This window comes from Streptomyces asoensis, assembly GCF_016860545.1.
Classification (GTDB): domain Bacteria; phylum Actinomycetota; class Actinomycetes; order Streptomycetales; family Streptomycetaceae; genus Streptomyces; species Streptomyces asoensis.
In genome coordinates, this window is sequence record NZ_BNEB01000003.1 from 2,051,940 (window position 1) to 2,075,248 (window position 23,309).

The 23,309-nt window shown below is 66.8% G+C and carries 23 protein-coding genes and 1 pseudogene; 22 read left to right on the forward strand and 2 right to left on the reverse strand.

From position 1 onward, the window contains the following. Positions 1-352: 352 nt before the first annotated feature. Positions 353-3,838 carry a DNA-directed RNA polymerase subunit beta gene (gene rpoB / locus Saso_RS21900; RefSeq protein ID WP_203833537.1) on the forward strand — a complete coding sequence of 1,162 codons (3,486 nt, stop codon included), beginning with the start codon at positions 353-355 and terminating at the stop codon, positions 3,836-3,838. A gap of 97 nt (positions 3,839-3,935) precedes the next feature. Then, positions 3,936-7,835, forward strand: coding sequence for a DNA-directed RNA polymerase subunit beta' (locus tag Saso_RS21905; RefSeq protein WP_189925252.1), 3,900 nt, complete (start codon positions 3,936-3,938; stop codon positions 7,833-7,835). Between the two features lie 98 nt (positions 7,836-7,933). On the opposite strand, the gene Saso_RS21910 is transcribed toward Saso_RS21905, so the two are convergent. Beyond that, positions 7,934-9,211 (reverse strand): glycosyltransferase family protein, encoded by a 1,278-nt coding sequence (locus Saso_RS21910; RefSeq protein WP_189925250.1) that lies wholly within the window; start codon positions 9,209-9,211, stop codon positions 7,934-7,936. 141 nt (positions 9,212-9,352) lie between these two features. On the opposite strand from Saso_RS21910, the gene Saso_RS21915 reads away from it, so the two are divergent. From Saso_RS21915 to tuf, 5 genes are all read left to right on the forward strand, one after another. Further along, positions 9,353-10,465 carry a glycosyltransferase family 2 protein gene (locus Saso_RS21915; protein WP_189925248.1) on the forward strand — a complete coding sequence of 371 codons (1,113 nt, stop codon included), beginning with the start codon at positions 9,353-9,355 and terminating at the stop codon, positions 10,463-10,465. A 257-nt stretch (positions 10,466-10,722) separates the two neighbouring features. Beyond that, a complete protein-coding gene (gene rpsL, locus Saso_RS21920) occupies positions 10,723-11,094 on the forward strand; it encodes a 30S ribosomal protein S12 (protein WP_003948652.1) in 372 nt (123 codons plus the stop codon). A 3-nt stretch (positions 11,095-11,097) separates the two neighbouring features. Further along, complete coding sequence (rpsG, locus tag Saso_RS21925) at positions 11,098-11,568, forward strand: 30S ribosomal protein S7 (protein WP_020132641.1); 471 nt, start codon at positions 11,098-11,100, stop codon at positions 11,566-11,568. A 39-nt stretch (positions 11,569-11,607) separates the two neighbouring features. After that, positions 11,608-13,734 (forward strand): elongation factor G, encoded by a 2,127-nt coding sequence (fusA, locus tag Saso_RS21930; protein ID WP_189925246.1) that lies wholly within the window; start codon positions 11,608-11,610, stop codon positions 13,732-13,734. Positions 13,735-13,889: 155 nt separating this feature from the next. Beyond that, positions 13,890-15,083 (forward strand): elongation factor Tu, encoded by a 1,194-nt coding sequence (gene tuf / locus Saso_RS21935; RefSeq protein ID WP_189925244.1) that lies wholly within the window; start codon positions 13,890-13,892, stop codon positions 15,081-15,083. Between the two features lie 295 nt (positions 15,084-15,378). On the opposite strand, the pseudogene Saso_RS38350 reads toward tuf, so the two are convergent. After that, positions 15,379-15,525: pseudogene (locus tag Saso_RS38350) on the reverse strand (RNA polymerase sigma factor); the annotation flags it as partial. 642 nt (positions 15,526-16,167) lie between these two features. On the opposite strand from Saso_RS38350, the gene rpsJ reads away from it, so the two are divergent. The 15 genes from rpsJ to Saso_RS22015 all read left to right on the forward strand — a co-directional run bounded on the left by rpsJ (position 16,168) and on the right by Saso_RS22015 (position 23,095). Beyond that, positions 16,168-16,476, forward strand: a complete 309-nt coding sequence (rpsJ, locus tag Saso_RS21945; RefSeq protein ID WP_003948644.1) for a 30S ribosomal protein S10 — start codon at positions 16,168-16,170, stop codon at positions 16,474-16,476. Positions 16,477-16,493: 17 nt separating this feature from the next. Beyond that, entirely contained in the window at positions 16,494-17,138 is a 645-nt protein-coding gene (gene rplC, locus Saso_RS21950) for a 50S ribosomal protein L3 (RefSeq protein ID WP_069770402.1), read from the forward strand. A gap of 8 nt (positions 17,139-17,146) precedes the next feature. Next, positions 17,147-17,803: a 50S ribosomal protein L4 gene (rplD, locus tag Saso_RS21955; protein WP_189925241.1), complete on the forward strand. Its 657-nt coding sequence runs from the start codon at positions 17,147-17,149 to the stop codon at positions 17,801-17,803. Continuing rightward, complete coding sequence (rplW, locus tag Saso_RS21960) at positions 17,803-18,222, forward strand: 50S ribosomal protein L23 (protein WP_189925239.1); 420 nt, start codon at positions 17,803-17,805, stop codon at positions 18,220-18,222. Before rplD ends, rplW begins: the two co-directional genes overlap by 1 nt. A gap of 40 nt (positions 18,223-18,262) precedes the next feature. After that, positions 18,263-19,099, forward strand: a complete 837-nt coding sequence (gene rplB / locus Saso_RS21965; protein ID WP_030039757.1) for a 50S ribosomal protein L2 — start codon at positions 18,263-18,265, stop codon at positions 19,097-19,099. A 12-nt stretch (positions 19,100-19,111) separates the two neighbouring features. After that, positions 19,112-19,393: a 30S ribosomal protein S19 gene (gene rpsS, locus Saso_RS21970; protein ID WP_020132632.1), complete on the forward strand. Its 282-nt coding sequence runs from the start codon at positions 19,112-19,114 to the stop codon at positions 19,391-19,393. A gap of 41 nt (positions 19,394-19,434) precedes the next feature. Then, the gene (gene rplV, locus Saso_RS21975; RefSeq protein ID WP_003974262.1) at positions 19,435-19,782 is read left to right on the forward strand and encodes a 50S ribosomal protein L22; all 348 of its coding nucleotides are present in this window, start codon (positions 19,435-19,437) and stop codon (positions 19,780-19,782) included. Next, on the forward strand, positions 19,782-20,615 hold the full coding sequence (gene rpsC / locus Saso_RS21980; protein WP_069770398.1) for a 30S ribosomal protein S3: 834 nt from the start codon (positions 19,782-19,784) through the stop codon (positions 20,613-20,615). The genes rplV and rpsC overlap by 1 nt, the downstream gene beginning before the upstream one ends. Positions 20,616-20,620: 5 nt before the next feature. Next, positions 20,621-21,040: a 50S ribosomal protein L16 gene (rplP, locus tag Saso_RS21985; protein WP_007443989.1), complete on the forward strand. Its 420-nt coding sequence runs from the start codon at positions 20,621-20,623 to the stop codon at positions 21,038-21,040. Beyond that, a complete protein-coding gene (gene rpmC, locus Saso_RS21990; protein WP_005481220.1) occupies positions 21,040-21,264 on the forward strand; it encodes a 50S ribosomal protein L29 in 225 nt (74 codons plus the stop codon). The genes rplP and rpmC overlap by 1 nt, the downstream gene beginning before the upstream one ends. Further along, positions 21,264-21,551, forward strand: coding sequence for a 30S ribosomal protein S17 (gene rpsQ / locus Saso_RS21995; RefSeq protein WP_020132629.1), 288 nt, complete (start codon positions 21,264-21,266; stop codon positions 21,549-21,551). The genes rpmC and rpsQ overlap by 1 nt, the downstream gene beginning before the upstream one ends. 101 nt (positions 21,552-21,652) lie before the next feature. Further along, positions 21,653-22,021: a 50S ribosomal protein L14 gene (gene rplN / locus Saso_RS22000; protein WP_003992364.1), complete on the forward strand. Its 369-nt coding sequence runs from the start codon at positions 21,653-21,655 to the stop codon at positions 22,019-22,021. A gap of 2 nt (positions 22,022-22,023) precedes the next feature. Then, a complete protein-coding gene (gene rplX / locus Saso_RS22005) occupies positions 22,024-22,347 on the forward strand; it encodes a 50S ribosomal protein L24 (protein WP_033272457.1) in 324 nt (107 codons plus the stop codon). Beyond that, a complete protein-coding gene (rplE, locus tag Saso_RS22010; protein WP_030788262.1) occupies positions 22,347-22,904 on the forward strand; it encodes a 50S ribosomal protein L5 in 558 nt (185 codons plus the stop codon). Before rplX ends, rplE begins: the two co-directional genes overlap by 1 nt. Positions 22,905-22,909: 5 nt before the next feature. Beyond that, a complete protein-coding gene (locus Saso_RS22015; protein WP_030890724.1) occupies positions 22,910-23,095 on the forward strand; it encodes a type Z 30S ribosomal protein S14 in 186 nt (61 codons plus the stop codon). Positions 23,096-23,309: the final 214 nt, after the last annotated feature.

A 23,309-nucleotide genomic window follows, 5' to 3' on the forward strand; every position in this document is an offset into this window, starting at 1 on the left:
GGCCTTGACGAACCGCACGCAGCGCGCAATTCTCAGGACGCGTCGTCACAACGATCCGAATCCGAGGCATGGATCGGCGGCGGAGAGGGCAGTATCACCGTGCGTTGAGGGCTAGCAGACGAGGGCGTTGAGAACTACGAGGGTCTCGAAAAACCCGCACTGGACATCAGTGTGCCAAGTGGCTACACTGTCCCTTTGCGCTGCCTGTTAGCTGTTCCCTGCCCGTCACCAGGGGCATGCCCTCACTTGAGCCGGACGACCAGACAATCCCTCACCTGGGATTTCTGTCTCTGCGCGCAGGAGAGGGGCCGGTACGCGCGTAGTGAGTCCGAGCCCTCGGAAGGACCCCCTCTTGGCCGCCTCGCGCAACGCCTCGATCGCGAATACGAACAACGCCGCCAGCACCGCCCCGCTGCGCATCTCCTTTGCAAAGATCCGGGAGCCCCTCGAGGTTCCGAACCTTCTCGCGCTGCAAACCGAGAGCTTTGACTGGCTGCTCGGCAACGAAGCCTGGAAGGGTCGCGTCGAGGCCGCCCTGGAGTCCGGTCAGGACGTCCCCACCAAGTCCGGTCTGGAGGAGATCTTCGAGGAGATCTCCCCGATCGAGGACTTCTCCGGGTCGATGTCGCTGACGTTCCGCGACCACCGCTTCGAGCCGCCGAAGAACAGCATCGACGAGTGCAAGGACCGCGACTTCACGTACGCGGCCCCGCTCTTCGTGACGGCCGAGTTCACCAACAACGAGACCGGCGAGATCAAGTCCCAGACGGTCTTCATGGGCGACTTCCCGCTCATGACCAACAAGGGCACCTTCGTCATCAACGGCACCGAGCGTGTCGTGGTGTCGCAGCTGGTCCGTTCGCCGGGTGTCTACTTCGACTCCTCCATCGACAAGACGTCCGACAAGGACATCTTCTCCGCCAAGGTCATCCCCTCCCGGGGCGCCTGGCTGGAGCTGGAGATCGACAAGCGCGACATGGTCGGTGTCCGCATCGACCGCAAGCGCAAGCAGTCCGTCACCGTCCTCCTGAAGGCGCTCGGCTGGACCACCGAGCAGATCCTCGAGGAGTTCGGCGAGTACGAGTCCATGCGCGCCACCCTGGAGAAGGACCACACCCAGGGCCAGGACGACGCGCTGCTCGACATCTACCGCAAGCTGCGTCCGGGCGAGCCGCCCACGCGTGAGGCCGCGCAGACGCTGCTCGAGAACCTCTACTTCAACCCCAAGCGCTACGACCTCGCCAAGGTCGGCCGCTACAAGGTCAACAAGAAGCTCGGCGGCGAGGCCCCGCTCAACGCGGGCGGGCTGACCGTCGAGGACGTCATCGCGACGATCAAGTACCTGGTGAAGCTGCACGCCGGGGAGACCGAGACGGTCGGCGAGTCCGGTCGCTCGATCATGGTCGAGACCGACGACATCGACCACTTCGGCAACCGTCGTATCCGCAGCGTCGGCGAGCTCATCCAGAACCAGGTCCGTACGGGTCTGGCGCGTATGGAGCGCGTCGTGCGCGAGCGCATGACGACCCAGGACGTCGAGGCGATCACGCCGCAGACCCTGATCAACATCCGGCCGGTCGTCGCCTCCATCAAGGAGTTCTTCGGCACCAGCCAGCTGTCGCAGTTCATGGACCAGAACAACCCGCTGTCGGGTCTGACGCACAAGCGTCGTCTCAACGCGCTCGGCCCGGGTGGTCTCTCCCGTGAGCGGGCCGGCTTCGAGGTCCGTGACGTGCACCCGTCCCACTACGGACGCATGTGCCCGATCGAGACGCCCGAAGGCCCCAACATCGGTCTGATCGGTTCGCTCGCCTCCTACGGCCGCGTCAACGCGTTCGGTTTCGTGGAGACGCCGTACCGCAAGGTCGTCGACGGCGTCGTCACCGACGACGTCGACTACCTGACGGCCGACGAAGAGGACCGCTTCGTCATCGCGCAGGCCAACGCCACGCTCGACGACAACCTGCGCTTCACCGAGAACCGCGTCCTGGTCCGCCGTCGTGGCGGCGAGGTCGACTACGTCCCCGGTGACGACGTCGACTACATGGACGTCTCGCCGCGCCAGATGGTGTCGGTCGCGACCGCCATGATCCCGTTCCTCGAGCACGACGACGCCAACCGTGCCCTCATGGGCGCGAACATGATGCGTCAGGCCGTGCCGCTCATCAAGAGCGAGGCCCCGCTCGTCGGCACCGGCATGGAGTACCGCTCCGCCGTCGACGCCGGCGACGTGGTCAAGGCCGAGAAGGACGGTGTGGTCCAGGAGGTCTCCGCGGACTACATCACCACGACCAACGACGACGGCACGTACATCACGTACCGCCTGGCCAAGTTCTCCCGGTCCAACCAGGGCACCTCGGTCAACCAGAAGGTCATCGTCAACGAGGGCGACCGGATCATCACCGGTCAGGTCCTCGCCGACGGCCCCGCCACCGAGAACGGCGAGATGGCCCTGGGCAAGAACCTGCTCGTGGCGTTCATGCCGTGGGAGGGTCACAACTACGAGGACGCGATCATCCTGTCGCAGCGCCTCGTGCAGGACGACGTCCTCTCCTCGATCCACATCGAGGAGCACGAGGTCGACGCCCGTGACACCAAGCTCGGCCCCGAGGAGATCACCCGGGACATCCCGAACGTCTCCGAGGAGGTCCTCGCCGACCTCGACGAGCGCGGCATCATCCGTATCGGTGCCGAGGTCGTCGCCGGTGACATCCTCGTCGGCAAGGTCACGCCCAAGGGCGAGACCGAGCTGACGCCGGAGGAGCGCCTGCTGCGCGCGATCTTCGGTGAGAAGGCCCGTGAGGTCCGTGACACCTCGCTGAAGGTGCCGCACGGCGAGATCGGCAAGGTCATCGGCGTCCGCGTCTTCGACCGTGAAGAGGGCGACGAGCTGCCGCCGGGCGTGAACCAGCTGGTCCGCGTCTACGTGGCACAGAAGCGCAAGATCACGGACGGTGACAAGCTCGCCGGCCGCCACGGCAACAAGGGTGTCATCTCCAAGATCCTGCCCATCGAGGACATGCCGTTCCTCGAGGACGGGACCCCGGTCGACATCATCCTCAACCCGCTGGGTGTGCCGTCCCGAATGAACCCGGGACAGGTGCTGGAGATCCACCTCGGCTGGCTCGCCAGCCGCGGCTGGGACGTCTCCGGTCTCGCCGACGAGTGGGCGCAGCGCCTCCAGGTCATCGGCGCCGACCAGGTCGCCCCCGGCACCAACGTGGCCACCCCGGTCTTCGACGGTGCGCGTGAGGACGAGCTCGCGGGTCTGCTGAACCACACCATCCCGAACCGCGACGGAGAGCGCATGGTGCTCCCGACCGGTAAGGCGCGGCTGTTCGACGGCCGCAGCGGTGAGCCGTTCCCGGACCCGATCTCGGTCGGCTACATGTACATCCTGAAGCTGCACCACCTGGTCGACGACAAGCTCCACGCCCGCTCGACCGGTCCGTACTCGATGATCACCCAGCAGCCGCTGGGTGGTAAGGCGCAGTTCGGTGGTCAGCGCTTCGGTGAGATGGAGGTGTGGGCGCTGGAGGCTTACGGCGCCGCGTACGCCCTCCAGGAGCTGCTGACGATCAAGTCCGACGACGTCACCGGCCGCGTGAAGGTCTACGAGGCCATCGTCAAGGGCGAGAACATCCCCGAGCCCGGCATCCCCGAGTCCTTCAAGGTGCTCATCAAGGAGATGCAGTCGCTCTGCCTGAACGTGGAGGTGCTGTCCAGTGACGGTATGTCCATCGAGATGCGTGACACCGACGAGGATGTCTTCCGCGCTGCGGAGGAGCTCGGCATCGACCTGTCCCGGCGTGAGCCGAGCAGCGTCGAAGAGGTCTGACGGGAGTTCGGCAGGGCTCACCACGTTGAGCCCTGCCGGCCCCAGGACCCCCGTATCAGACCCCAAGACTTACAACCCTGAGAGGGATTGACGCATAGTGCTCGACGTCAACTTCTTCGACGAGCTCCGGATCGGTCTGGCTACCGCTGACGACATCCGTCAGTGGAGCCACGGCGAGGTCAAGAAGCCCGAGACCATCAACTACCGCACGCTCAAGCCCGAAAAGGACGGACTCTTCTGCGAGAAGATCTTCGGTCCGACCCGGGACTGGGAGTGCTACTGCGGCAAGTACAAGCGCGTCCGCTTCAAGGGCATCATCTGTGAGCGCTGCGGCGTCGAGGTGACCCGCGCCAAGGTGCGCCGTGAGCGGATGGGCCACATCGAGCTCGCCGCCCCCGTCACGCACATCTGGTACTTCAAGGGCGTCCCGAGCCGTCTGGGCTACCTGCTCGACCTGGCTCCCAAGGACCTCGAGAAGGTCATCTACTTCGCGGCGTACATGATCACGTACGTCGACGACGAGCGCCGGACCCGTGACCTGCCCTCGCTGGAGGCGCACGTCTCCGTCGAGCGTCAGCAGATCGAGAACCGTCGCGACGCCGACCTCGAGGCCCGCGCCAAGAAGCTCGAGACCGACCTGGCCGAGCTCGAGGCCGAGGGCGCCAAGGCCGACGTGCGCCGCAAGGTGCGCGAAGGCGCCGAGCGCGAGATGAAGCAGCTGCGCGACCGCGCCCAGCGTGAGATTGACCGTCTCGACGAGGTGTGGGCCCGCTTCAAGAACCTCAAGGTCCAGGACCTCGAGGGCGACGAGCTGCTCTACCGCGAGCTGCGCGACCGCTTCGGCACGTACTTCGACGGCTCGATGGGTGCCGCGGCGCTTCAGAAGCGCCTGGAGTCCTTCGACCTCGAGGAGGAGGCCGAGCGTCTCCGCGAGATCATCCGCACCGGCAAGGGCCAGAAGAAGACCCGTGCGCTCAAGCGCCTCAAGGTCGTCTCCGCGTTCCTCCAGACCAGCAACAGCCCCAAGGGCATGGTGCTGGACTGCGTGCCGGTCATCCCGCCGGACCTCCGCCCGATGGTGCAGCTGGACGGTGGCCGCTTCGCGACCTCCGACCTGAACGACCTGTACCGCCGTGTGATCAACCGGAACAACCGCCTGAAGCGCCTTCTCGACCTCGGTGCGCCCGAGATCATCGTGAACAACGAGAAGCGCATGCTCCAGGAGGCCGTCGACGCGCTGTTCGACAACGGCCGTCGTGGCCGTCCGGTCACCGGTCCCGGCAACCGCCCGCTGAAGTCCCTCAGCGACATGCTGAAGGGCAAGCAGGGTCGTTTCCGTCAGAACCTGCTCGGCAAGCGCGTGGACTACTCCGCGCGTTCCGTGATCGTCGTCGGTCCGCAGCTGAAGCTGCACCAGTGCGGTCTGCCGAAGGCGATGGCGCTGGAGCTCTTCAAGCCGTTCGTGATGAAGCGCCTGGTCGACCTGAACCACGCGCAGAACATCAAGAGCGCGAAGCGCATGGTGGAGCGCGGCCGCACGGTCGTGTACGACGTCCTCGAAGAGGTCATCGCCGAGCACCCGGTTCTGCTGAACCGTGCTCCCACCCTGCACCGCCTCGGCATCCAGGCCTTCGAGCCGCAGCTGGTCGAGGGCAAGGCCATCCAGATCCACCCGCTCGTCTGCACCGCGTTCAACGCGGACTTCGACGGTGACCAGATGGCCGTCCACCTGCCGCTCTCCGCGGAGGCGCAGGCCGAGGCCCGCATCCTGATGCTGTCCTCGAACAACATCCTCAAGCCCGCCGACGGCCGTCCGGTGACGATGCCGACCCAGGACATGGTCCTCGGTCTGTTCTTCCTCACCACCGACGGTGAACTGCGTGACACCAAGGGCGAGGGCCGCGCGTTCGGCTCCACGGCCGAGGCGATCATGGCGTTCGACGCCGGTGAGCTCGCGCTCCAGTCGGCGATCGACATCCGCTTCCCGGTGGGCACCATCCCGCCGCGCGGCTGGACCCCGCCGGCCCGCGAAGAGGGCGAGCCGGAGTGGCAGCAGGGTGACACCTTCCGCCTGCGGACGACCCTGGGCCGCGCGCTCTTCAACGAGCTGCTGCCCGAGGACTACCCGTTCGTCGACTACTCGGTGGGCAAGAAGCAGCTCGGCGAGATCGTCAACGACCTCGCGGAGCGCTACCCCAAGGTCATCGTGGCGGCGACGCTCGACAACCTGAAGTCGGCCGGTTTCTACTGGGGCACCCGTTCCGGTGTCACCGTGGCCATCTCCGACGTCGTCGTCCCCGAGGCGAAGAAGGCCATCGTCGCGGGCTACGAGGCGCAGGACGAGAAGGTCCAGAAGCAGTACGAGCGCGGTCTGATCACCAAGGAAGAGCGCACGCAGGAGCTCATCGCGATCTGGACCAAGGCGACCAACGAGGTCGCCGAGGCGATGAACGCGAACTTCCCCAAGACGAACCCCATCTTCATGATGGTTGACTCGGGTGCCCGAGGAAACATGATGCAGATGCGGCAGATCGCCGGTATGCGTGGTCTGGTGTCGAACGCGAAGAACGAGACCATCCCGCGTCCGATCAAGGCCTCGTTCCGTGAGGGCCTGTCCGTGCTGGAGTACTTCATCTCCACCCACGGTGCCCGTAAGGGTCTGGCCGACACCGCCCTGCGTACCGCCGACTCGGGTTACCTGACCCGTCGTCTGGTGGACGTCTCGCAGGACGTCATCATCCGCGAGGAGGACTGCGGCACCGAGCGCGGTCTGAAGCTGCGGATCGCCTCGCACGACGAGGCCGGCGTGCTGCGCAAGGCCGAGGACGTCGAGACCAGCGTCTACGCCCGCATGCTCGCCGAGGACGTCGTCATCGACGGCAAGGTGATCGCGCCGGCCAACGTGGACCTGGGCGACGTGCTCATCGACCAGCTCGTGCGCCACGGTGTCGAGGAGGTCAAGACCCGTTCGATCCTGACCTGTGAGTCCCAGGTCGGCACCTGTGCCATGTGCTACGGCCGCTCGCTGGCCACCGGCAAGCTGGTCGACATCGGTGAGGCGGTCGGCATCATCGCCGCCCAGTCCATCGGTGAGCCCGGTACCCAGCTGACGATGCGTACCTTCCACACCGGTGGTGTGGCCGGTGACGACATCACCCAGGGTCTGCCGCGTGTCGTCGAGCTCTTCGAGGCCCGTACCCCGAAGGGTGTCGCCCCGATCTCCGAGGCCCAGGGCCGCGTGCGGATCGAGGAGACCGAGAAGACCAAGAAGATCGTCATCACGCCGGACGACGGCAGCGACGAGACGGCGTTCCCGATCTCGAAGCGTGCCCGGCTCCTGGTCAGCGAGGGCGAGCACGTCGAGGTGGGCCAGAAGCTCACCGTGGGTGCCACCAACCCGCACGACGTGCTGCGCATCCTGGGTCAGCGTGCCGTCCAGGTCCACCTGGTCGGCGAGGTCCAGAAGGTCTACAACTCGCAGGGTGTGTCGATCCACGACAAGCACATCGAGATCATCATCCGGCAGATGCTGCGCCGGGTGACGATCATCGAGTCCGGCGACGCCGAGCTGCTGCCCGGTGAGCTCGTCGAGCGCTCGAAGTTCGAGGTCGAGAACCGTCGTGTGGTGCAGGAGGGCGGTCACCCGGCCTCCGGTCGTCCGCAGCTCATGGGTATCACCAAGGCCTCGCTGGCCACGGAGTCCTGGCTGTCGGCGGCGTCCTTCCAGGAGACGACCAGGGTGCTGACGGACGCGGCGATCAACGCCAAGTCCGACTCCCTGATCGGCCTCAAGGAGAACGTCATCATCGGTAAGCTCATCCCGGCCGGTACGGGTCTGTCCCGCTACCGCAACATCCGGGTCGAGCCGACCGAGGAGGCCAAGGCCGCGATGTACTCGGCCGTCGGCTACGACGACATCGACTACTCGCCGTTCGGCACGGGCTCCGGCCAGGCCGTTCCGCTGGAGGACTACGACTACGGTCCGTACAACCAGTAAGGCGTACGTCTGAACCACTGAAGGGCGGTCACCCCGTTGCACACGGGGTGACCGCCCTTCGGCGTTCCCACAAGGGAGCGGCGGCCGGGCCGGGGTGGTTACGGGATGCCGAGTTCGAAGATCACGTAGTGGGCGTACCAGCCCGAGGCGAGGGCGGCCGTGCCGAAGAAGACCGCCAGGCTCGGCCACTTGAGCCGGCTCAGTGCCGCCGCCGGGGCGAGCAGCAGCGGGAAGACCGGCAGCAGGTACCGCCCGGTGTTGCCGAACATCTGCTGCGTGCCCAGCACGGTGATCACGCTGGCCAGCGTGTACGCGACCAACACCAGCGGCGGCTTCTTGCGCAGCATCAGCGCGATCAGGAAGGGCAGCGCCAGCACCAGCTGGACGCCGATCAGGTCGGGGACGGAGAACGCGAACAGGTAGTCGTGGCGGCCGACCGCGGTGTTGGCCAGCACGTCGAAGGTGTACGAGCCGAAGTCGAAGTAGTGCGCCCACCCCTCGCGCTGGAGCGTGAAGTACGCGGTCAGGTCGCCCATGCCGAGGCCGACCCAGGTGACGTACGTGAGCAGGCCCAGCGGCGCGGCGAACATGGCGTACAGGGGCCCCGAGATCCCCTGCTCCCGCCTGCTCTCGCGCCGGGCCAGGGTGACGATCGCGGCCAGTCCGACCGCGCCGATGAGCGCCGCGGACGTCGGCCGGTTGAGCCCGGCCACGAAGGCGAGCAGCCCGGCCGCGACCCACCGCCGCTTCATCACGCAGTAGCAGCACCAGGCGGCGATGGCGACGAACAGCGACTCCGAGTAGAGCGCCCATTCCACGCCGGCACCGGGCACCAGCGCCCACAGTCCGGCCGCGATGGTGCCGGCCCGCACGCCGGCGAGGGCCGCGACCACGGCGTAGATGCCCGCCGCCGCGACGAACGAGGCCACCACCGAGACCAGGATCCCGGAGCCGTACAGCCCCAGCCCGGTGACCTCCGAGACGCCCCGGATCAGACCGGGGTACAGCGGGAAGAAGGCGACCGAGTTCTGCTTGACGGTGAAGAGCCCGCCCGGGGCGAGATGCTCCAGCGGACGCGGGTCGTAGCCCTTCTCGGCGACCTGGAGGTACCACCAGCCGTCCCAGGTGGCCAGCACGTCCCACCAGTGGGCGCCGCCGCCGAAACGCGGGTTCTTCTTCTGGTACTCGTCGGCCCATTCGAGGAGCCAGGCGAAGACGGTCAGGCCCACGAGCTTCGTGACGCCGTACAGGAGCAGCGGGGCGAGGTACGGTCGTACACCGTCCGGCAGGGTGAGACGGTACGGTCTCCGGGCGCGCTCGTCGGGCCCGTCGGGCACGGCGGGGTCCGTCTCCGTGTCGCTGGAAGCCGTGCTCATGGCTGGGGTCCCCCCTCGGCCGATCGCCGGACGTCTCAGGGCGGTACCGCTGTCCGGATGATCGTGAAGTTTGCTCATAAGAGTGCGGTCATAAGATCGCAACAGAGTCGCACATGTGCGCCACAGCTTGGGGGAGGACCGGTGACCGAAGCGCCGGACACCGCGGCGGCGGCGACCGTCCTGTCGGTCGTCATACCGATGTACAACGAGGAAGAGGTCCTGCCCGCACTGGTCAGCAGGCTGCGGCCGGTGCTCGCGGACCTCAGGGTCGGCTACGAGGTCGTCGCTGTCGACGACGGCAGCACCGACCGCACGGCCGAGCTGCTGGCCGCCTTCCGCCTCGGCTGGCCGCAGCTGCGGGTGATCGGGCTGCGCCGCAACTCCGGGCACCAGGCCGCCCTCACCGCGGGCCTGGACCGGGCGCACGGCGCGTACGTCGTCAGCATCGACGCCGACCTCCAGGACCCGCCGGAGAAGATTCCCGAGATGCTCCGGCTGGCCCGTGCCGAGAGCCTCGACATCGTCTACGGCATCCGGGCCGACCGGGCGAGCGACACCGGGTTCAAGCGGTGGACGGCGGGCCTGTACTACCGGCTCGTGCGGCGCCTGGCGGGCCCGTCCGTACCGGCCCAGGCCGGTGACTTCCGGCTGCTGAGCCGGGCCGCCGTGGACGCCCTGAAGGCCCTTCCGGACCAGCAGCGCGTCTACCGCCTGCTGGTGCCCTGGCTGGGCTTCCCGAGCGGGGAGGTCACCTACGAGCGGGCTCCCCGCCCGGCCGGCCAGAGCAAGTACCCGCTGGGCCGGATGATCCGCCTGGCCGTCGACAGCGTCACGGGCTTCTCGGCGGCGCCGCTGCGCATCGCCACCTGGCTCGGCGGCTTCGCGTTCCTGGTCTGCCTGGGCCTGATGATCTACACGCTGAGCGCCCACGCCTTCCAGCACACCGTTCCCGGCTGGACGTCCCTGTTCATCGGCGTGCTGTTCATCGGCGCGGTCCAGCTGGTCTGCGTCGGCCTGCTCGGTGAATACGTCGGCCGGATCTACACGGCGGTGCAGAACCGTCCGACGTACTTCGTCGGCCACGACACGGCGGCGGGCGCCGCGCGGCGGCAGGAGCCCCGGTCCGGCGGCCCGGCGGTGCCGTCCCCCGCGGTGCCCGCGGGGGACGTGAGGGACGCGGGTTCCGTGGGCGGGCCGGCCGGCCCGGCGGACGCCGCGGACGCGCTGTCGCGGGGTCCGGGGACGCGGCCGTAAACCTCCGGCGTGTCGGCGGCCGGGCTTCTGTTTTGACCGGAGTGAATGCGCTAGGTACGCTCAGACCTTGTGCCTGGGGTGTGCCCTGGCCCTCGTGCGTGTCTTCAACCGCACACGGGGCCCAGCTAGCGGCCACCGTGATCCGCGCTTCTCCCCGCCTTGCGGCGGGAGTCCGCCGGATCCGACACACCCGACCGCGTGGGTCGGCGAAGTTCCAGGTTAGCTTCACCATTCGGCACACAGAAACCGGAGAAGTAGTGCCTACGATCCAGCAGCTGGTCCGTAAGGGCCGGCAGGACAAGGTCGAGAAGAACAAGACGCCCGCACTCGAGGGTTCGCCCCAGCGTCGCGGCGTCTGCACGCGTGTGTTCACGACCACCCCGAAGAAGCCGAACTCGGCCCTGCGTAAGGTCGCGCGTGTGCGTCTGACCAGCGGGATCGAGGTCACCGCTTACATTCCGGGTGAGGGACACAACCTGCAGGAGCACTCCATCGTGCTCGTGCGTGGTGGCCGTGTGAAGGACCTGCCCGGTGTTCGCTACAAGATCATCCGCGGTTCGCTCGACACCCAGGGTGTCAAGAACCGCAAGCAGGCCCGCAGCCGCTACGGCGCCAAGAAGGAGAAGTAAACAATGCCTCGTAAGGGCCCTGCCCCGAAGCGCCCGGTCATCATCGACCCGGTCTACGGTTCTCCTCTTGTCACGTCGCTCATCAACAAGGTGCTGCTGAACGGCAAGCGCTCCACCGCCGAGCGCATCGTCTACGGCGCCATGGAGGGCCTGCGCGAGAAGACCGGCAACGACCCGGTCATCACGCTGAAGCGCGCTCTCGAGAACATCAAGCCGACCATCGAGGTCAAGTCCCGCCGTGTCGGTGGCGCGACCTACCAGGTCCCGATCGAGGTCAAGCCGGGTCGCGCGAGCACCCTGGCGCTGCGCTGGCTCGTCGGTTACTCCCGCGCCCGTCGCGAGAAGACCATGACCGAGCGCCTCCTCAACGAGCTTCTCGACGCGTCCAACGGCCTCGGCGCCGCTGTGAAGAAGCGCGAGGACACCCACAAGATGGCCGAGTCCAACAAGGCCTTCGCGCACTACCGCTGGTAGTCGCTACCCACATCGAGACCGAGAGAAGACGAAAGCCTTATGGCTACCACTTCACTTGACCTGGCCAAGGTCCGCAACATCGGGATCATGGCCCACATCGACGCGGGCAAGACGACCACCACCGAGCGGATCCTGTTCTACACCGGCGTCTCCTACAAGATCGGTGAGGTCCACGACGGCGCCGCCACGATGGACTGGATGGAGCAGGAGCAGGAGCGTGGCATCACGATCACCTCTGCTGCCACCACCTGTCACTGGCCGCTCGCCGACGTCGACCACACCATCAACATCATCGACACCCCGGGTCACGTCGACTTCACCGTCGAGGTGGAGCGTTCGCTGCGCGTGCTCGACGGTGCCGTGACGGTGTTCGACGGCGTCGCGGGTGTCGAGCCCCAGTCCGAGACCGTGTGGCGTCAGGCGGACCGCTACGGCGTGCCGCGTATCTGCTTCGTCAACAAGCTCGACCGGACCGGTGCCGAGTTCCACCGCTGCGTCGACATGATCAGCAGCCGCCTGGGCGCGACGCCGATCGTGATGCAGCTGCCGATCGGTGCCGAGGCCGACTTCAAGGGCGTCGTCGACCTGGTCACGATGAAGGCCTTCGTGTGGTCCGCCGAGGCGGAGAAGGGCGAGATGTACGACGTCGTCGACATCCCGGCCACCCACACCGAGGCTGCCGAGGAGTACCGCGGCAAGCTCGTCGAGACCGTCGCCGAGAACGACGACGAGATCATGGAGCTGTACCTGGAGGGCCAGGAGCCTTCCGTGGAGCAGCTGTACGCCGCGATCCGTCGCATCACCATCGCGTCCGGCAAGTCCGACGGTGTCACGGTCACCCCCGTGTTCTGCGGTACCGCGTTCAAGAACAAGGGCGTCCAGCCCCTGCTCGACGCGGTCGTGCGCTACCTCCCCTCCCCCCTGGACGTCGAGGCCATCGAAGGCCACGACGTGAAGGACCCGGAGCTGGTCGTCAAGCGCAAGCCGTCCGACGACGAGCCGCTGTCCGCGCTCGCGTTCAAGATCATGAGCGACCCGCACCTGGGCAAGCTCACCTTCGTCCGGGTCTACTCGGGCCGCCTGGTGTCCGGCACCGCCGTGCTGAACTCCGTCAAGGGCAAGAAGGAGCGCATCGGCAAGATCTACCGCATGCACGCGAACAAGCGTGAGGAGATCGAGGCGGTCGGCGCCGGCGACATCGTCGCCGTCATGGGTCTGAAGCAGACCACGACCGGCGAGACGCTGTGCGACGACAAGCAGCCCGTGATCCTGGAGTCCATGGACTTCCCGGCTCCGGTCATCCAGGTCGCCATCGAGCCCAAGTCGAAGGGCGACCAGGAGAAGCTGGGCATCGCGATCCAGCGCCTGGCCGAGGAGGACCCGTCGTTCCAGGTCCACTCGGACGAGGAGACCGGCCAGACCATCATCGGTGGTATGGGCGAGCTGCACCTCGAGGTGCTGGTCGACCGTATGCGCCGTGAGTTCAAGGTCGAGGCCAACGTCGGCAAGCCGCAGGTCGCCTACCGCGAGACCATCCGCAAGGCGGTCGACCGGGTCGACTACACGCACAAGAAGCAGACTGGTGGTACCGGCCAGTTCGCCAAGGTGCAGATCGCGATCGAGCCGATCGAGGGCGGCGACGCGTCCTACGAGTTCGTGAACAAGGTGACCGGTGGCCGTATCCCGAAGGAGTACATCCCTTCGGTGGACGCCGGTGCGCAGGAGGCCATGCAGTTCGGCATCCTCGCCGGTTACGAGATGACCGGCGTGCGCGTCACCCTGCTCGACGGTGGCTACCACGAGGTGGACTCCTCCGAGCTCGCGTTCAAGATCGCCGGCTCGCAGGCCTTCAAGGAGGCCGCCCGCAAGGCCAGCCCCGTGCTGCTCGAGCCGATGATGGCCGTCGAGGTCACCACGCCCGAGGACTACATGGGCGAGGTCATCGGCGACATCAACTCCCGCCGTGGTCAGATCCAGGCCATGGAGGAGCGGGCCGGTGCCCGTGTCGTCAAGGGCCTGGTGCCGCTGTCGGAGATGTTCGGCTACGTCGGCGACCTCCGCAGCAAGACGTCGGGTCGCGCGAGCTACTCGATGCAGTTCGACTCCTACGCCGAGGTTCCCCGGAACGTCGCCGAGGAGATCATCGCGAAGGCCAAGGGCGAGTAACGCACTCCGTTCACACGCCGTAGGCTTGACTCCGGAGCCTCAAGGGGCAAACAGCCGCATCCCGGTTGTTTGCCCCCTGGACCCGGGCTTTCCAGCAAAGATCACCTGGCGCCGATGAAGCAAGGCGTTCCAGAACCACTCCCAGGAGGACCCCCGTGGCGAAGGCGAAGTTCGAGCGGACTAAGCCGCACGTCAACATCGGCACCATCGGTCACATCGACCACGGTAAGACGACCCTCACGGCCGCCATTACCAAGGTGCTGCACGACAAGTACCCGGACCTGAACGAGGCCTCGGCCTTCGACCAGATCGACAAGGCTCCCGAAGAGCGCCAGCGCGGTATCACCATCTCCATCGCGCACGTCGAGTACCAGACGGAGACGCGTCACTACGCGCACGTCGACTGCCCGGGTCACGCGGACTACATCAAGAACATGATCACCGGTGCTGCCCAGATGGACGGCGCCATCCTCGTGGTCGCCGCCACCGACGGCCCGATGCCGCAGACCAAGGAGCACGTGCTCCTGGCCCGCCAGGTCGGCGTTCCGTACATCGTCGTCGCCCTGAACAAGGCCGACATGGTGGACGACGAGGAGATCCTGGAGCTCGTCGAGCTCGAGGTCCGTGAGCTCCTCTCCGAGTACGAGTTCCCGGGCGACGACCTGCCGGTCGTCAAGGTCTCCGCGCTCAAGGCCCTCGAGGGCGACGCCGAGTGGGGTCAGTCGGTTCTCGACCTCATGCAGGCCGTCGACGAGTCGATCCCGGAGCCGGAGCGCGACGTCGACAAGCCGTTCCTCATGCCCATCGAGGACGTCTTCACGATCACCGGTCGCGGTACGGTCGTCACCGGCCGTATCGAGCGTGGTGTCCTGAAGGTCAACGAGACCGTCGACATCATCGGCATCAAGACCGAGAAGACCACCACCACGGTCACCGGTATCGAGATGTTCCGCAAGCTGCTCGACGAGGGCCAGGCCGGTGAGAACGTCGGTCTGCTGCTCCGCGGCATCAAGCGCGAGGACGTCGAGCGCGGCCAGGTCATCATCAAGCCGGGTTCGGTCACCCCGCACACCGAGTTCGAGGCGCAGGCCTACATCCTGTCCAAGGACGAGGGTGGCCGCCACACGCCGTTCTTCAACAACTACCGTCCGCAGTTCTACTTCCGTACGACTGACGTGACCGGTGTTGTGACCCTCCCCGAGGGCACCGAGATGGTCATGCCGGGTGACAACACCGAGATGTCGGTGCAGCTCATCCAGCCCATCGCCATGGAAGAGGGCCTGAAGTTCGCCATCCGTGAGGGTGGCCGCACGGTGGGCGCCGGCCAGGTCACCAAGATCACCAAGTAGTACTTGCTGATCGACCTGGTAGCTCCAGCCTGAGCTGAGCACCTGAGGGGGCCCGTACGACTCCGGTCGTACGGGCCCTTTCGCATGCCCGCGGTCGCCGCCGCCGCGGCGAGGGGCTCCGGGTCGAGCAGCACCTGCATGCTGTCGCGCTCCCGGTCCGTGTCGCGGCCGGTGCCGTCGATTCAGCTCCAGTCCGCCGGCCGGCCCGTCCGCGCCGGGGGCGCTCCCCGATCTCGTCCAGCAGCCGCCGGTGGGCCGGGGCGAGCCGGGCGTGGTCGGGCAGGGGGCGTCCGCCCGCAGCCGCCCGGCTGAGGCGGGAGCACACCGTGCCCACCGGGACCGACAGCGCCTCGGCGACCTCCTGGTGGCCGAGGTCCGCCCGGGCGACCAGCAGCAGGACGTCCCGTTCGGCGCGGGAGAGACCGGCCAGGGCGCCGGCCAGTCGGGCCTGTGCGGCCTGGGCGGTGGTAGAGCTCCCCGAACACCTCGGGCCGGGTGAGGGAGTCGGATATGACGCGGGCGTCCTCGTCATGTCTGCCAGGTGGGCTGTTCACGCGGTCTCCGTCTGCCGTCGGTCGGATGCACCCGTTGTCACCCGCAGCTCCCGAACGGGTTCACGGTGACCGGCCTCGCATCCGGGCCCCGAACGGCGCGCCACCAAGGGCGCCGCGTTTGACCTGCGTCACTCTCGGGGTATTGTCTCCGGCTCGATTGGCGGAGGCAGTGCCCCATATGGCAGACTGTCGGAGTTGCTCGGTCGAGTGTTGATGCTGTGCGCCTCCCGCCGGGAGGACCGAAAGCGAGTCCCACAGTACTCGTCGCCCTAACTGCCTGATGGCAGCGCTGGGGCGGACGTACGGGAATCTTTCGGGAAGCTTCAGTGCGGCGCCGACCAGGCACCCGGTGGACCTTTCGTCCCCGGCTTGCGGTTCCGGAAGGGCCGTGTTTTCCCGGCAGGGATGTTCGAACAAGGGGCATCTGTGTCGGTGAGAGCGCGACACACCCGACCGCGTGGGTCGGAGGATCGAAGTAAACGGACCACTTGGTTCCAGAGCGTTAGAAGAGACAGGACTACTGAGTAGCCATGGCGGGACAGAAGATCCGCATCCGGCTCAAGGCCTACGACCACGAGGTCATCGACTCCTCGGCGAAGAAGATCGTCGAGACGGTGACCCGCACTGGTGCGTCGGTCGCGGGCCCGGTGCCGCTGCCCACTGAGAAGAACGTGTACTGCGTCATCAAGTCGCCGCACAAGTACAAGGACTCGCGCGAGCACTTCGAGATGCGCACGCACAAGCGCCTGATCGACATCCTCGACCCGACCCCCAAGACCGTTGACTCTCTGATGCGACTCGACCTCCCGGCCGGTGTCGACATCGAGATCAAGCTCTGAGGGCTGGTGATCTGAGAATGGCTAAGCAGATCAAGGGCATCCTGGGCGAGAAGCTCGGCATGACGCAGGTGTGGGACGAGAACAACCGTGTTGTTCCGGTCACCGTCGTCAAGGCCGGCCCCAACGTCGTGACCCAGGTCCGTACGAACGACAGTGACGGCTACGAGTCGGTCCAGATCGCCTTCGGCGAGATCGACCCGCGCAAGGTGAACAAGCCCCTCAAGGGCCACTTCGCCAAGGCCGACGTCACGCCCCGTCGCCACCTCGTCGAGATCCGGACGGCCGATGCCGCCGAGTACACGCTCGGTCAGGAAATCACCGCCGAGGTCTTCGAGGCCGGCGTGAAGGTCGACGTGACCGGCAAGAGCAAGGGCAAGGGCTTCGCCGGTGTCATGAAGCGTCACAACTTCAAGGGCCTCGGCGCCGGACACGGCACCCAGCGCAAGCACCGCTCTCCCGGTTCCATCGGTGGCTGCGCCACCCCGGGCCGCGTGTTCAAGGGCCTCCGCATGGCGGGTCGCATGGGCAACGAGCGTGTCACCACCCAGAACCTGACCGTCCACGCCGTTGACGCGGAGAAGGGTCTGCTGCTCATCAAGGGCGCCGTCCCCGGTCCGAACGGCGGCCTCGTCCTGGTCCGCACCGCGGCCAAGGGGGCCTGAGGTAACCGATGAGCACTGTTGACATCCTTTCGCCTGCCGGCGAGAAGACCGGAAGCGTCGAGCTCCCCGCGGAGATCTTCGGCGTGGAGAAGGTCAGCATCCCGCTGATCCACCAGGTCGTCGTCGCGCAGAACGCGGCTGCCCGTCAGGGCACGCACAAGACCAAGACCCGCGGCGAGGTTCGTGGTGGCGGTAAGAAGCCTTACCGTCAGAAGGGCACCGGCCGTGCGCGCCAGGGCTCTACCCGCGCGCCGCAGTTCGCCGGTGGTGGCGTCGTGCACGGTCCCGTGCCGCGCGACTACTCGCAGCGGACCCCGAAGAAGATGAAGGCTGCCGCTCTGCGTCACGCCCTCACCGACCGGGCCCGCCACAACCGCATCCACGTCGTCACCGGCGTGATCGAGGGCGAGGCTCCCTCCACGAAGGCCGCTCGCACGCTGTTCGGCAAGATCTCGGAGCGCAAGAACCTGCTCCTGGTCGTCGACCGCGCCGACGAGGCCGCGTGGCTGTCCGCCCGCAACCTGCCCCAGGTGCACATCCTGGAGCCGGGCCAGCTGAACACGTACGACGTGATCGTCTCGGACGACGTGGTCTTCACCCAGGCCGCTCTCGAGTCCTTCGTCGCCGGCCCGAAGGCCAACGACACCGAAGGGAGTGACGCCTGATGGCTACGCGTCACCCGAGCATCGCCTCCAAGGCGGCCAAGGTCGCCAAGGCCGCGCGCGTCGCCAAGGCGAAGCGCCACGCCACCGAAGGCAAGAACACCGTCGTCACCGCGCCCAGCAAGGCGTACACGGACCCCCGTGACGTGCTGCTGAAGCCGGTCGTGTCGGAGAAGAGCTACGCGCTCCTCGACGAGAACAAGTACACGTTCATCGTCGACCCGAACGCCAACAAGACCCAGATCAAGCAGGCCGTCCAGGCGGTCTTCTCGGTCAAGGTCACCGGGGTCAACACGATCAACCGCATCGGCAAGCGCAAGCGCACCAAGACCGGTTTCGGTCAGCGCGCCGGCACGAAGCGAGCGATCGTGACCCTTGCTGAGGGCGACCGTATCGACATCTTCGGCGGTCCGACCGCCTGAGGGCGGTCCGGATCGTCCGATATCGGACGAGGACTGAATAATGGGAATCCGCAAGTACAAGCCGACTACGCCGGGCCGTCGTGGCTCCAGCGTCGCCGACTTCGTCGAGGTCACGCGGTCCACGCCGGAGAAGTCGCTGGTCCGCCCGCTGCACAGCAAGGGCGGCCGTAACAACGCCGGTCGTGTGACCGTTCGCCACCAGGGTGGCGGACACAAGCGCGCCTACCGAGTGATCGACTTCCGTCGTCACGACAAGGACGGCGTGCCGGCGAAGGTCGCGCACATCGAGTACGACCCCAACCGCACCGCGCGCATCGCGCTGCTGCACTACGCCGACGGCGAGAAGCGCTACATCCTCGCCCCGCGCAACCTGCAGCAGGGTGACCGCGTCGAGAACGGTCCCGGGGCCGACATCAAGCCGGGCAACAACCTGGCGCTCCGCAACATCCCGGTCGGTACCACGATCCACGCGATCGAGATCCGTCCCGGTGGCGGCGCCAAGTTCGCCCGCTCCGCCGGCGCCTCGGTGCAGCTGCTCGCGAAGGAGGGCACCATGGCCCACCTCCGCATGCCGTCCGGTGAGATCCGCCTGGTCGACCAGCGCTGCCGCGCCACGGTCGGCGAGGTCGGCAACGCCGAGCAGAGCAACATCAACTGGGGCAAGGCCGGCCGCAAGCGCTGGCTGGGCGTCCGCCCGACCGTTCGCGGTGTGGCGATGAACCCGGTTGACCACCCCCACGGTGGTGGTGAGGGCAAGACCTCCGGTGGTCGCCACCCGGTCAGCCCCTGGGGTCAGAAGGAGGGTCGTACTCGTTCGCCGAAGAAGGCTTCGAACAAGTACATCGTCCGCCGCCGCAAGACGAACAAGAAGCGCTAGGAGCGGGTTTAGATGCCGCGCAGTCTCAAGAAGGGGCCCTTCGTCGACGGACACCTCGTGAAGAAGGTGGACGCCCAGAACGAAGCCGGTTCCAAGAACGTCATCAAGACCTGGTCCCGTCGCTCGATGATCATCCCGGCCATGCTGGGTCACACGATCGCGGTGCACAACGGCAAGACCCACATTCCGGTGTTTGTCACCGAGTCGATGGTCGGCCACAAGCTCGGCGAGTTCTCGCCGACGCGCACCTTCCGGGGTCACGTCAAGGACGACCGGAAGTCGAAGCGCCGCTAACGCGGGGTGGAATGACCATGACAGACACTGGAAGGACAACCATGGAAGCCAGGGCCCAGGCGCGGTACATCCGCGTCACGCCCATGAAGGCCCGCCGGGTGGTGGACCTTATCCGTGGCATGGACGCCACGGAGGCTCAGGCGGTCCTGCGTTTCGCCCCGCAGGCCGCGAGCGTGCCGGTCGGCAAGGTGCTTGACAGCGCCATCGCCAACGCCGCGCACAACTACGACCACACTGACGCCGACAGCCTCTTCATCTCCGAGGCGTACGTCGACGAGGGCCCGACCCTGAAGCGGTTCCGTCCGCGCGCCCAGGGCCGCGCCTACCGGATCCGCAAGCGGACCAGCCACATCACCGTGGTCGTCAGCAGCAAGGAAGGGACCCGGTAATGGGCCAGAAGGTTAACCCGCACGGGTTCCGGCTCGGCATCACCACGGACTTCAAGTCCCGGTGGTACGCCGACAAGTCGTACAAGGAGTACGTCGGCGAGGACGTCGCCATCCGTCGGATGATGACGTCCGGCATGGAGCGCGCCGGCATCTCGAAGGTGGAGATCGAGCGTACGCGTGACCGCGTCCGCGTCGACATCCACACCGCGCGTCCGGGCATCGTCATCGGCCGCCGCGGCGCCGAGGCCGACCGTATCCGCGGCGACCTGGAGAAGCTGACCAAGAAGCAGGTCCAGCTGAACATCCTCGAGGTCAAGAACCCCGAGGTCGACGCTCAGCTGGTGGCCCAGGCCGTCGCCGAGCAGCTCTCCTCCCGCGTCTCCTTCCGTCGTGCCATGCGCAAGAGCATGCAGTCGGCGATGAAGGCGGGCGCCAAGGGCATCAAGATCCAGTGCGGTGGCCGCCTCGGTGGCGCCGAGATGTCCCGCTCGGAGTTCTACCGCGAGGGCCGTGTGCCCCTGCACACGCTCCGCGCGAACGTGGACTACGGCTTCTTCGAGGCCAAGACGACCTTCGGCCGCATCGGCGTGAAGGTCTGGATCTACAAGGGCGACGTCAAGAACATCGCCGAGGTCCGCGCCGAGAACGCCGCCGCCCGCGCAGGCAACCGTCCGGCTCGTGGCGGCGCTGACCGCCCGGCCGGCCGCGGTGGCCGCGGTGGCGAGCGTGGCGGTCGCGGTCGCAAGCCGCAGCAGGCTCCCGCCGCCGAGGCCCCCAAGGCCGAGGCTCCGGCGGCTGCCGCTCCGGCTGAGAGCACCGGAACGGAGGCCTGACCGACATGCTGATCCCCCGTAGGGTCAAGCACCGCAAGCAGCACCACCCGAAGCGCCGTGGTATGGCCAAGGGCGGTACGACGGTTGCGTTCGGCGAGTACGGCATTCAGGCCCTCACGCCGGCGTACGTGACCAACCGCCAGATCGAGGCGGCCCGTATCGCGATGACCCGCCACATCAAGCGTGGCGGCAAGGTCTGGATCAACATCTACCCGGACCGCCCGCTCACGAAGAAGCCCGCCGAGACCCGCATGGGTTCCGGTAAGGGTTCTCCCGAGTGGTGGATCGCGAACGTGCACCCGGGCCGGGTCATGTTCGAGCTGTCCTACCCCAACGAGAAGATCGCCCGTGAGGCCCTCACTCGCGCAGCCCACAAGCTGCCGATGAAGTGCCGGATCGTCAAGCGCGAGGCAGGTGAAGCGTGATGTCGGCCGGTACCAAGGCGTCCGAGCTGCGCGAACTGGGTGACGAGGAGCTGCTCAACAAGCTCCGCGAAGCCAAGGAAGAGCTGTTCAACCTCCGCTTCCAGGCGGCGACGGGTCAGCTCGAGAACCACGGTCGGCTCAAGGCCGTCCGTAAGGACATCGCGCGGATCTACACCCTGATGCGTGAGCGCGAGCTGGGCATCGAGACGGTGGAGAGCGCCTGATGAGCGAGAGCAACGTGACTGAGAACACCCCCGAGGCGCGCGGTTTCCGCAAGACCCGTGAGGGTCTCGTCGTCAGCGACAAGATGGACAAGACCGTCGTCGTCGCCGTCGAGGACCGTGTGAAGCACGCGCTGTACGGCAAGGTCATCCGCCGTACGAACAAGCTCAAGGCTCACGACGAGCAGAACGCCGCGGGCGTCGGCGACCGTGTCCTCCTCGCGGAGACCCGGCCGCTGTCCGCGACGAAGCGCTGGCGCGTCGTCGAGATCCTCGAGAAGGCCAAGTAATCCTCCTGCGGGGCATCCCTCGCAGGACAGTTCCGCCAGGCTCCGCAGGGGTCCTCGTATGAGGCCCCTGCGGGGAACCGGCAGACACACAGGAGATAGACGTGATCCAGCAGGAGTCGCGACTTCGGGTCGCCGACAACACTGGTGCGAAGGAGATCCTTTGCATCCGTGTGCTCGGTGGCTCCGGTCGCCGCTACGCGGGCATCGGTGACGTCATCGTCGCCACCGTCAAGGACGCGATCCCCGGCGGCAACGTGAAGAAGGGTGACGTCATCAAGGCGGTCATCGTTCGCACCGTCAAGGAGCGCCGCCGTCCGGACGGCTCGTACATCCGCTTCGACGAGAACGCCGCCGTCATTCTGAAGAACGACGGCGACCCTCGTGGCACCCGCATCTTCGGCCCGGTCGGCCGGGAGCTGCGCGAGAAGAAGTTCATGAAGATCATCTCGCTGGCTCCGGAGGTGCTGTAAGCATGAAGATCAAGAAGGGCGACCTGGTCCAGGTCATCACCGGTAAGGACAAGGGCAAGCAGGGCAAGGTCATCGCGGCCTTCCCCCGCGAGGACCGCGTCCTGGTCGAGGGTGTCAACCGGGTCAAGAAGCACACGAAGGCCGGTCCGACCGCCAGCGGCTCCCAGGCCGGCGGCATCGTGACCACCGAGGCCCCGATCCACGTGTCCAACGTTCAGCTGGTCGTGGAGAAGGACGGCAACAAGGTCGTCACGCGCGTCGGTTACCGCTTCGACGACGAGGGCAACAAGATCCGCGTTGCCAAGCGGACGGGTGAGGACATCTGATGGCTACCACCACCACTCCGCGTCTCAAGACGAAGTACCGCGAGGAGATCGCGGGCAAGCTGCGTGAGGAGTTCTCGTACGAGAACGTCATGCAGATCCCCGGCCTCGTCAAGATCGTGGTCAACATGGGTGTGGGCGACGCCGCCCGCGACTCCAAGCTGATCGAGGGCGCCATCCGCGACCTCACCACGATCACCGGTCAGAAGCCGGCCGTCACCAAGGCCCGCAAGTCCATCGCGCAGTTCAAGCTGCGTGAGGGCCAGCCGATCGGTGCCCACGTCACCCTCCGTGGCGACCGCATGTGGGAGTTCCTGGACCGCACCCTGTCGCTCGCGCTCCCGCGCATCCGCGACTTCCGCGGTCTGTCCCCCAAGCAGTTCGACGGACGTGGCAACTACACCTTCGGTCTCACGGAGCAGGTCATGTTCCACGAGATCGACCAGGACAAGATCGACCGTGTCCGGGGTATGGACATCACCGTGGTCACCACGGCGACCAACGACGCTGAGGGCCGTGCGCTCCTTCGTCACCTCGGCTTCCCCTTCAAGGAGGCGTGAGCGAGATGGCGAAGAAGGCTCTGATCGCGAAGGCTGCTCGCAAGCCCAAGTTCGCTGTGCGCGCGTACAACCGCTGCCAGCGTTGCGGCCGTCCCCACTCCGTGTACCGCAAGTTCGGCCTCTGCCGTGTGTGCCTTCGTGAGATGGCTCACCGTGGCGAGCTGCCGGGCGTGACCAAGAGCTCCTGGTAAACCCCCTTTTTAGGGGTTCCAGAGGCTCTCGGTAAGCAATGGGCGTGTCAGGCGCCCCCCTCTCCATGGCTTAGGCTTGGAGGGTTGGGCGCCTGACAGTCGCCCGTACGACTTACTACGCCGTAGGTCCACCGCGCCGCACCCGTCCCGTCTCGGATCGGGGAGAGGGATGGCGCACCAGGAAACCCCGGCGAGAGAGGCCACAGGCCAATTC

Bases quoted from the DNA above. Each gene is read 5' to 3' on its own strand.
- rplV (WP_003974262.1), top strand. From the start codon at position 19,435: ATGGAAGCCAGGGCCCAGGCGCGGTACATCCGCGTCACGCCCATGAAG.
- rpsQ (WP_020132629.1), top strand. From the start codon at position 21,264: ATGAGCGAGAGCAACGTGACTGAGAACACCCCCGAGGCGCGCGGTTTC.
- Saso_RS22015 (WP_030890724.1), top strand. From the start codon at position 22,910: ATGGCGAAGAAGGCTCTGATCGCGAAGGCTGCTCGCAAGCCCAAGTTC.
- rpsC (WP_069770398.1), top strand. From the start codon at position 19,782: ATGGGCCAGAAGGTTAACCCGCACGGGTTCCGGCTCGGCATCACCACG.
- rplW (WP_189925239.1), top strand. From the start codon at position 17,803: ATGGCTACGCGTCACCCGAGCATCGCCTCCAAGGCGGCCAAGGTCGCC.
- rplX (WP_033272457.1), top strand. From the start codon at position 22,024: ATGAAGATCAAGAAGGGCGACCTGGTCCAGGTCATCACCGGTAAGGAC.
- rplB (WP_030039757.1), top strand. From the start codon at position 18,263: ATGGGAATCCGCAAGTACAAGCCGACTACGCCGGGCCGTCGTGGCTCC.
- Saso_RS21910 (WP_189925250.1), bottom strand. From the start codon at position 9,211: ATGAGCACGGCTTCCAGCGACACGGAGACGGACCCCGCCGTGCCCGAC.
- rplD (WP_189925241.1), top strand. From the start codon at position 17,147: ATGAGCACTGTTGACATCCTTTCGCCTGCCGGCGAGAAGACCGGAAGC.
- rplE (WP_030788262.1), top strand. From the start codon at position 22,347: ATGGCTACCACCACCACTCCGCGTCTCAAGACGAAGTACCGCGAGGAG.
- fusA (WP_189925246.1), top strand. From the start codon at position 11,608: ATGGCTACCACTTCACTTGACCTGGCCAAGGTCCGCAACATCGGGATC.
- rpsS (WP_020132632.1), top strand. From the start codon at position 19,112: ATGCCGCGCAGTCTCAAGAAGGGGCCCTTCGTCGACGGACACCTCGTG.
- rplP (WP_007443989.1), top strand. From the start codon at position 20,621: ATGCTGATCCCCCGTAGGGTCAAGCACCGCAAGCAGCACCACCCGAAG.
- rpmC (WP_005481220.1), top strand. From the start codon at position 21,040: ATGTCGGCCGGTACCAAGGCGTCCGAGCTGCGCGAACTGGGTGACGAG.
- rpsJ (WP_003948644.1), top strand. From the start codon at position 16,168: ATGGCGGGACAGAAGATCCGCATCCGGCTCAAGGCCTACGACCACGAG.
- rplC (WP_069770402.1), top strand. From the start codon at position 16,494: ATGGCTAAGCAGATCAAGGGCATCCTGGGCGAGAAGCTCGGCATGACG.
- rpsG (WP_020132641.1), top strand. From the start codon at position 11,098: ATGCCTCGTAAGGGCCCTGCCCCGAAGCGCCCGGTCATCATCGACCCG.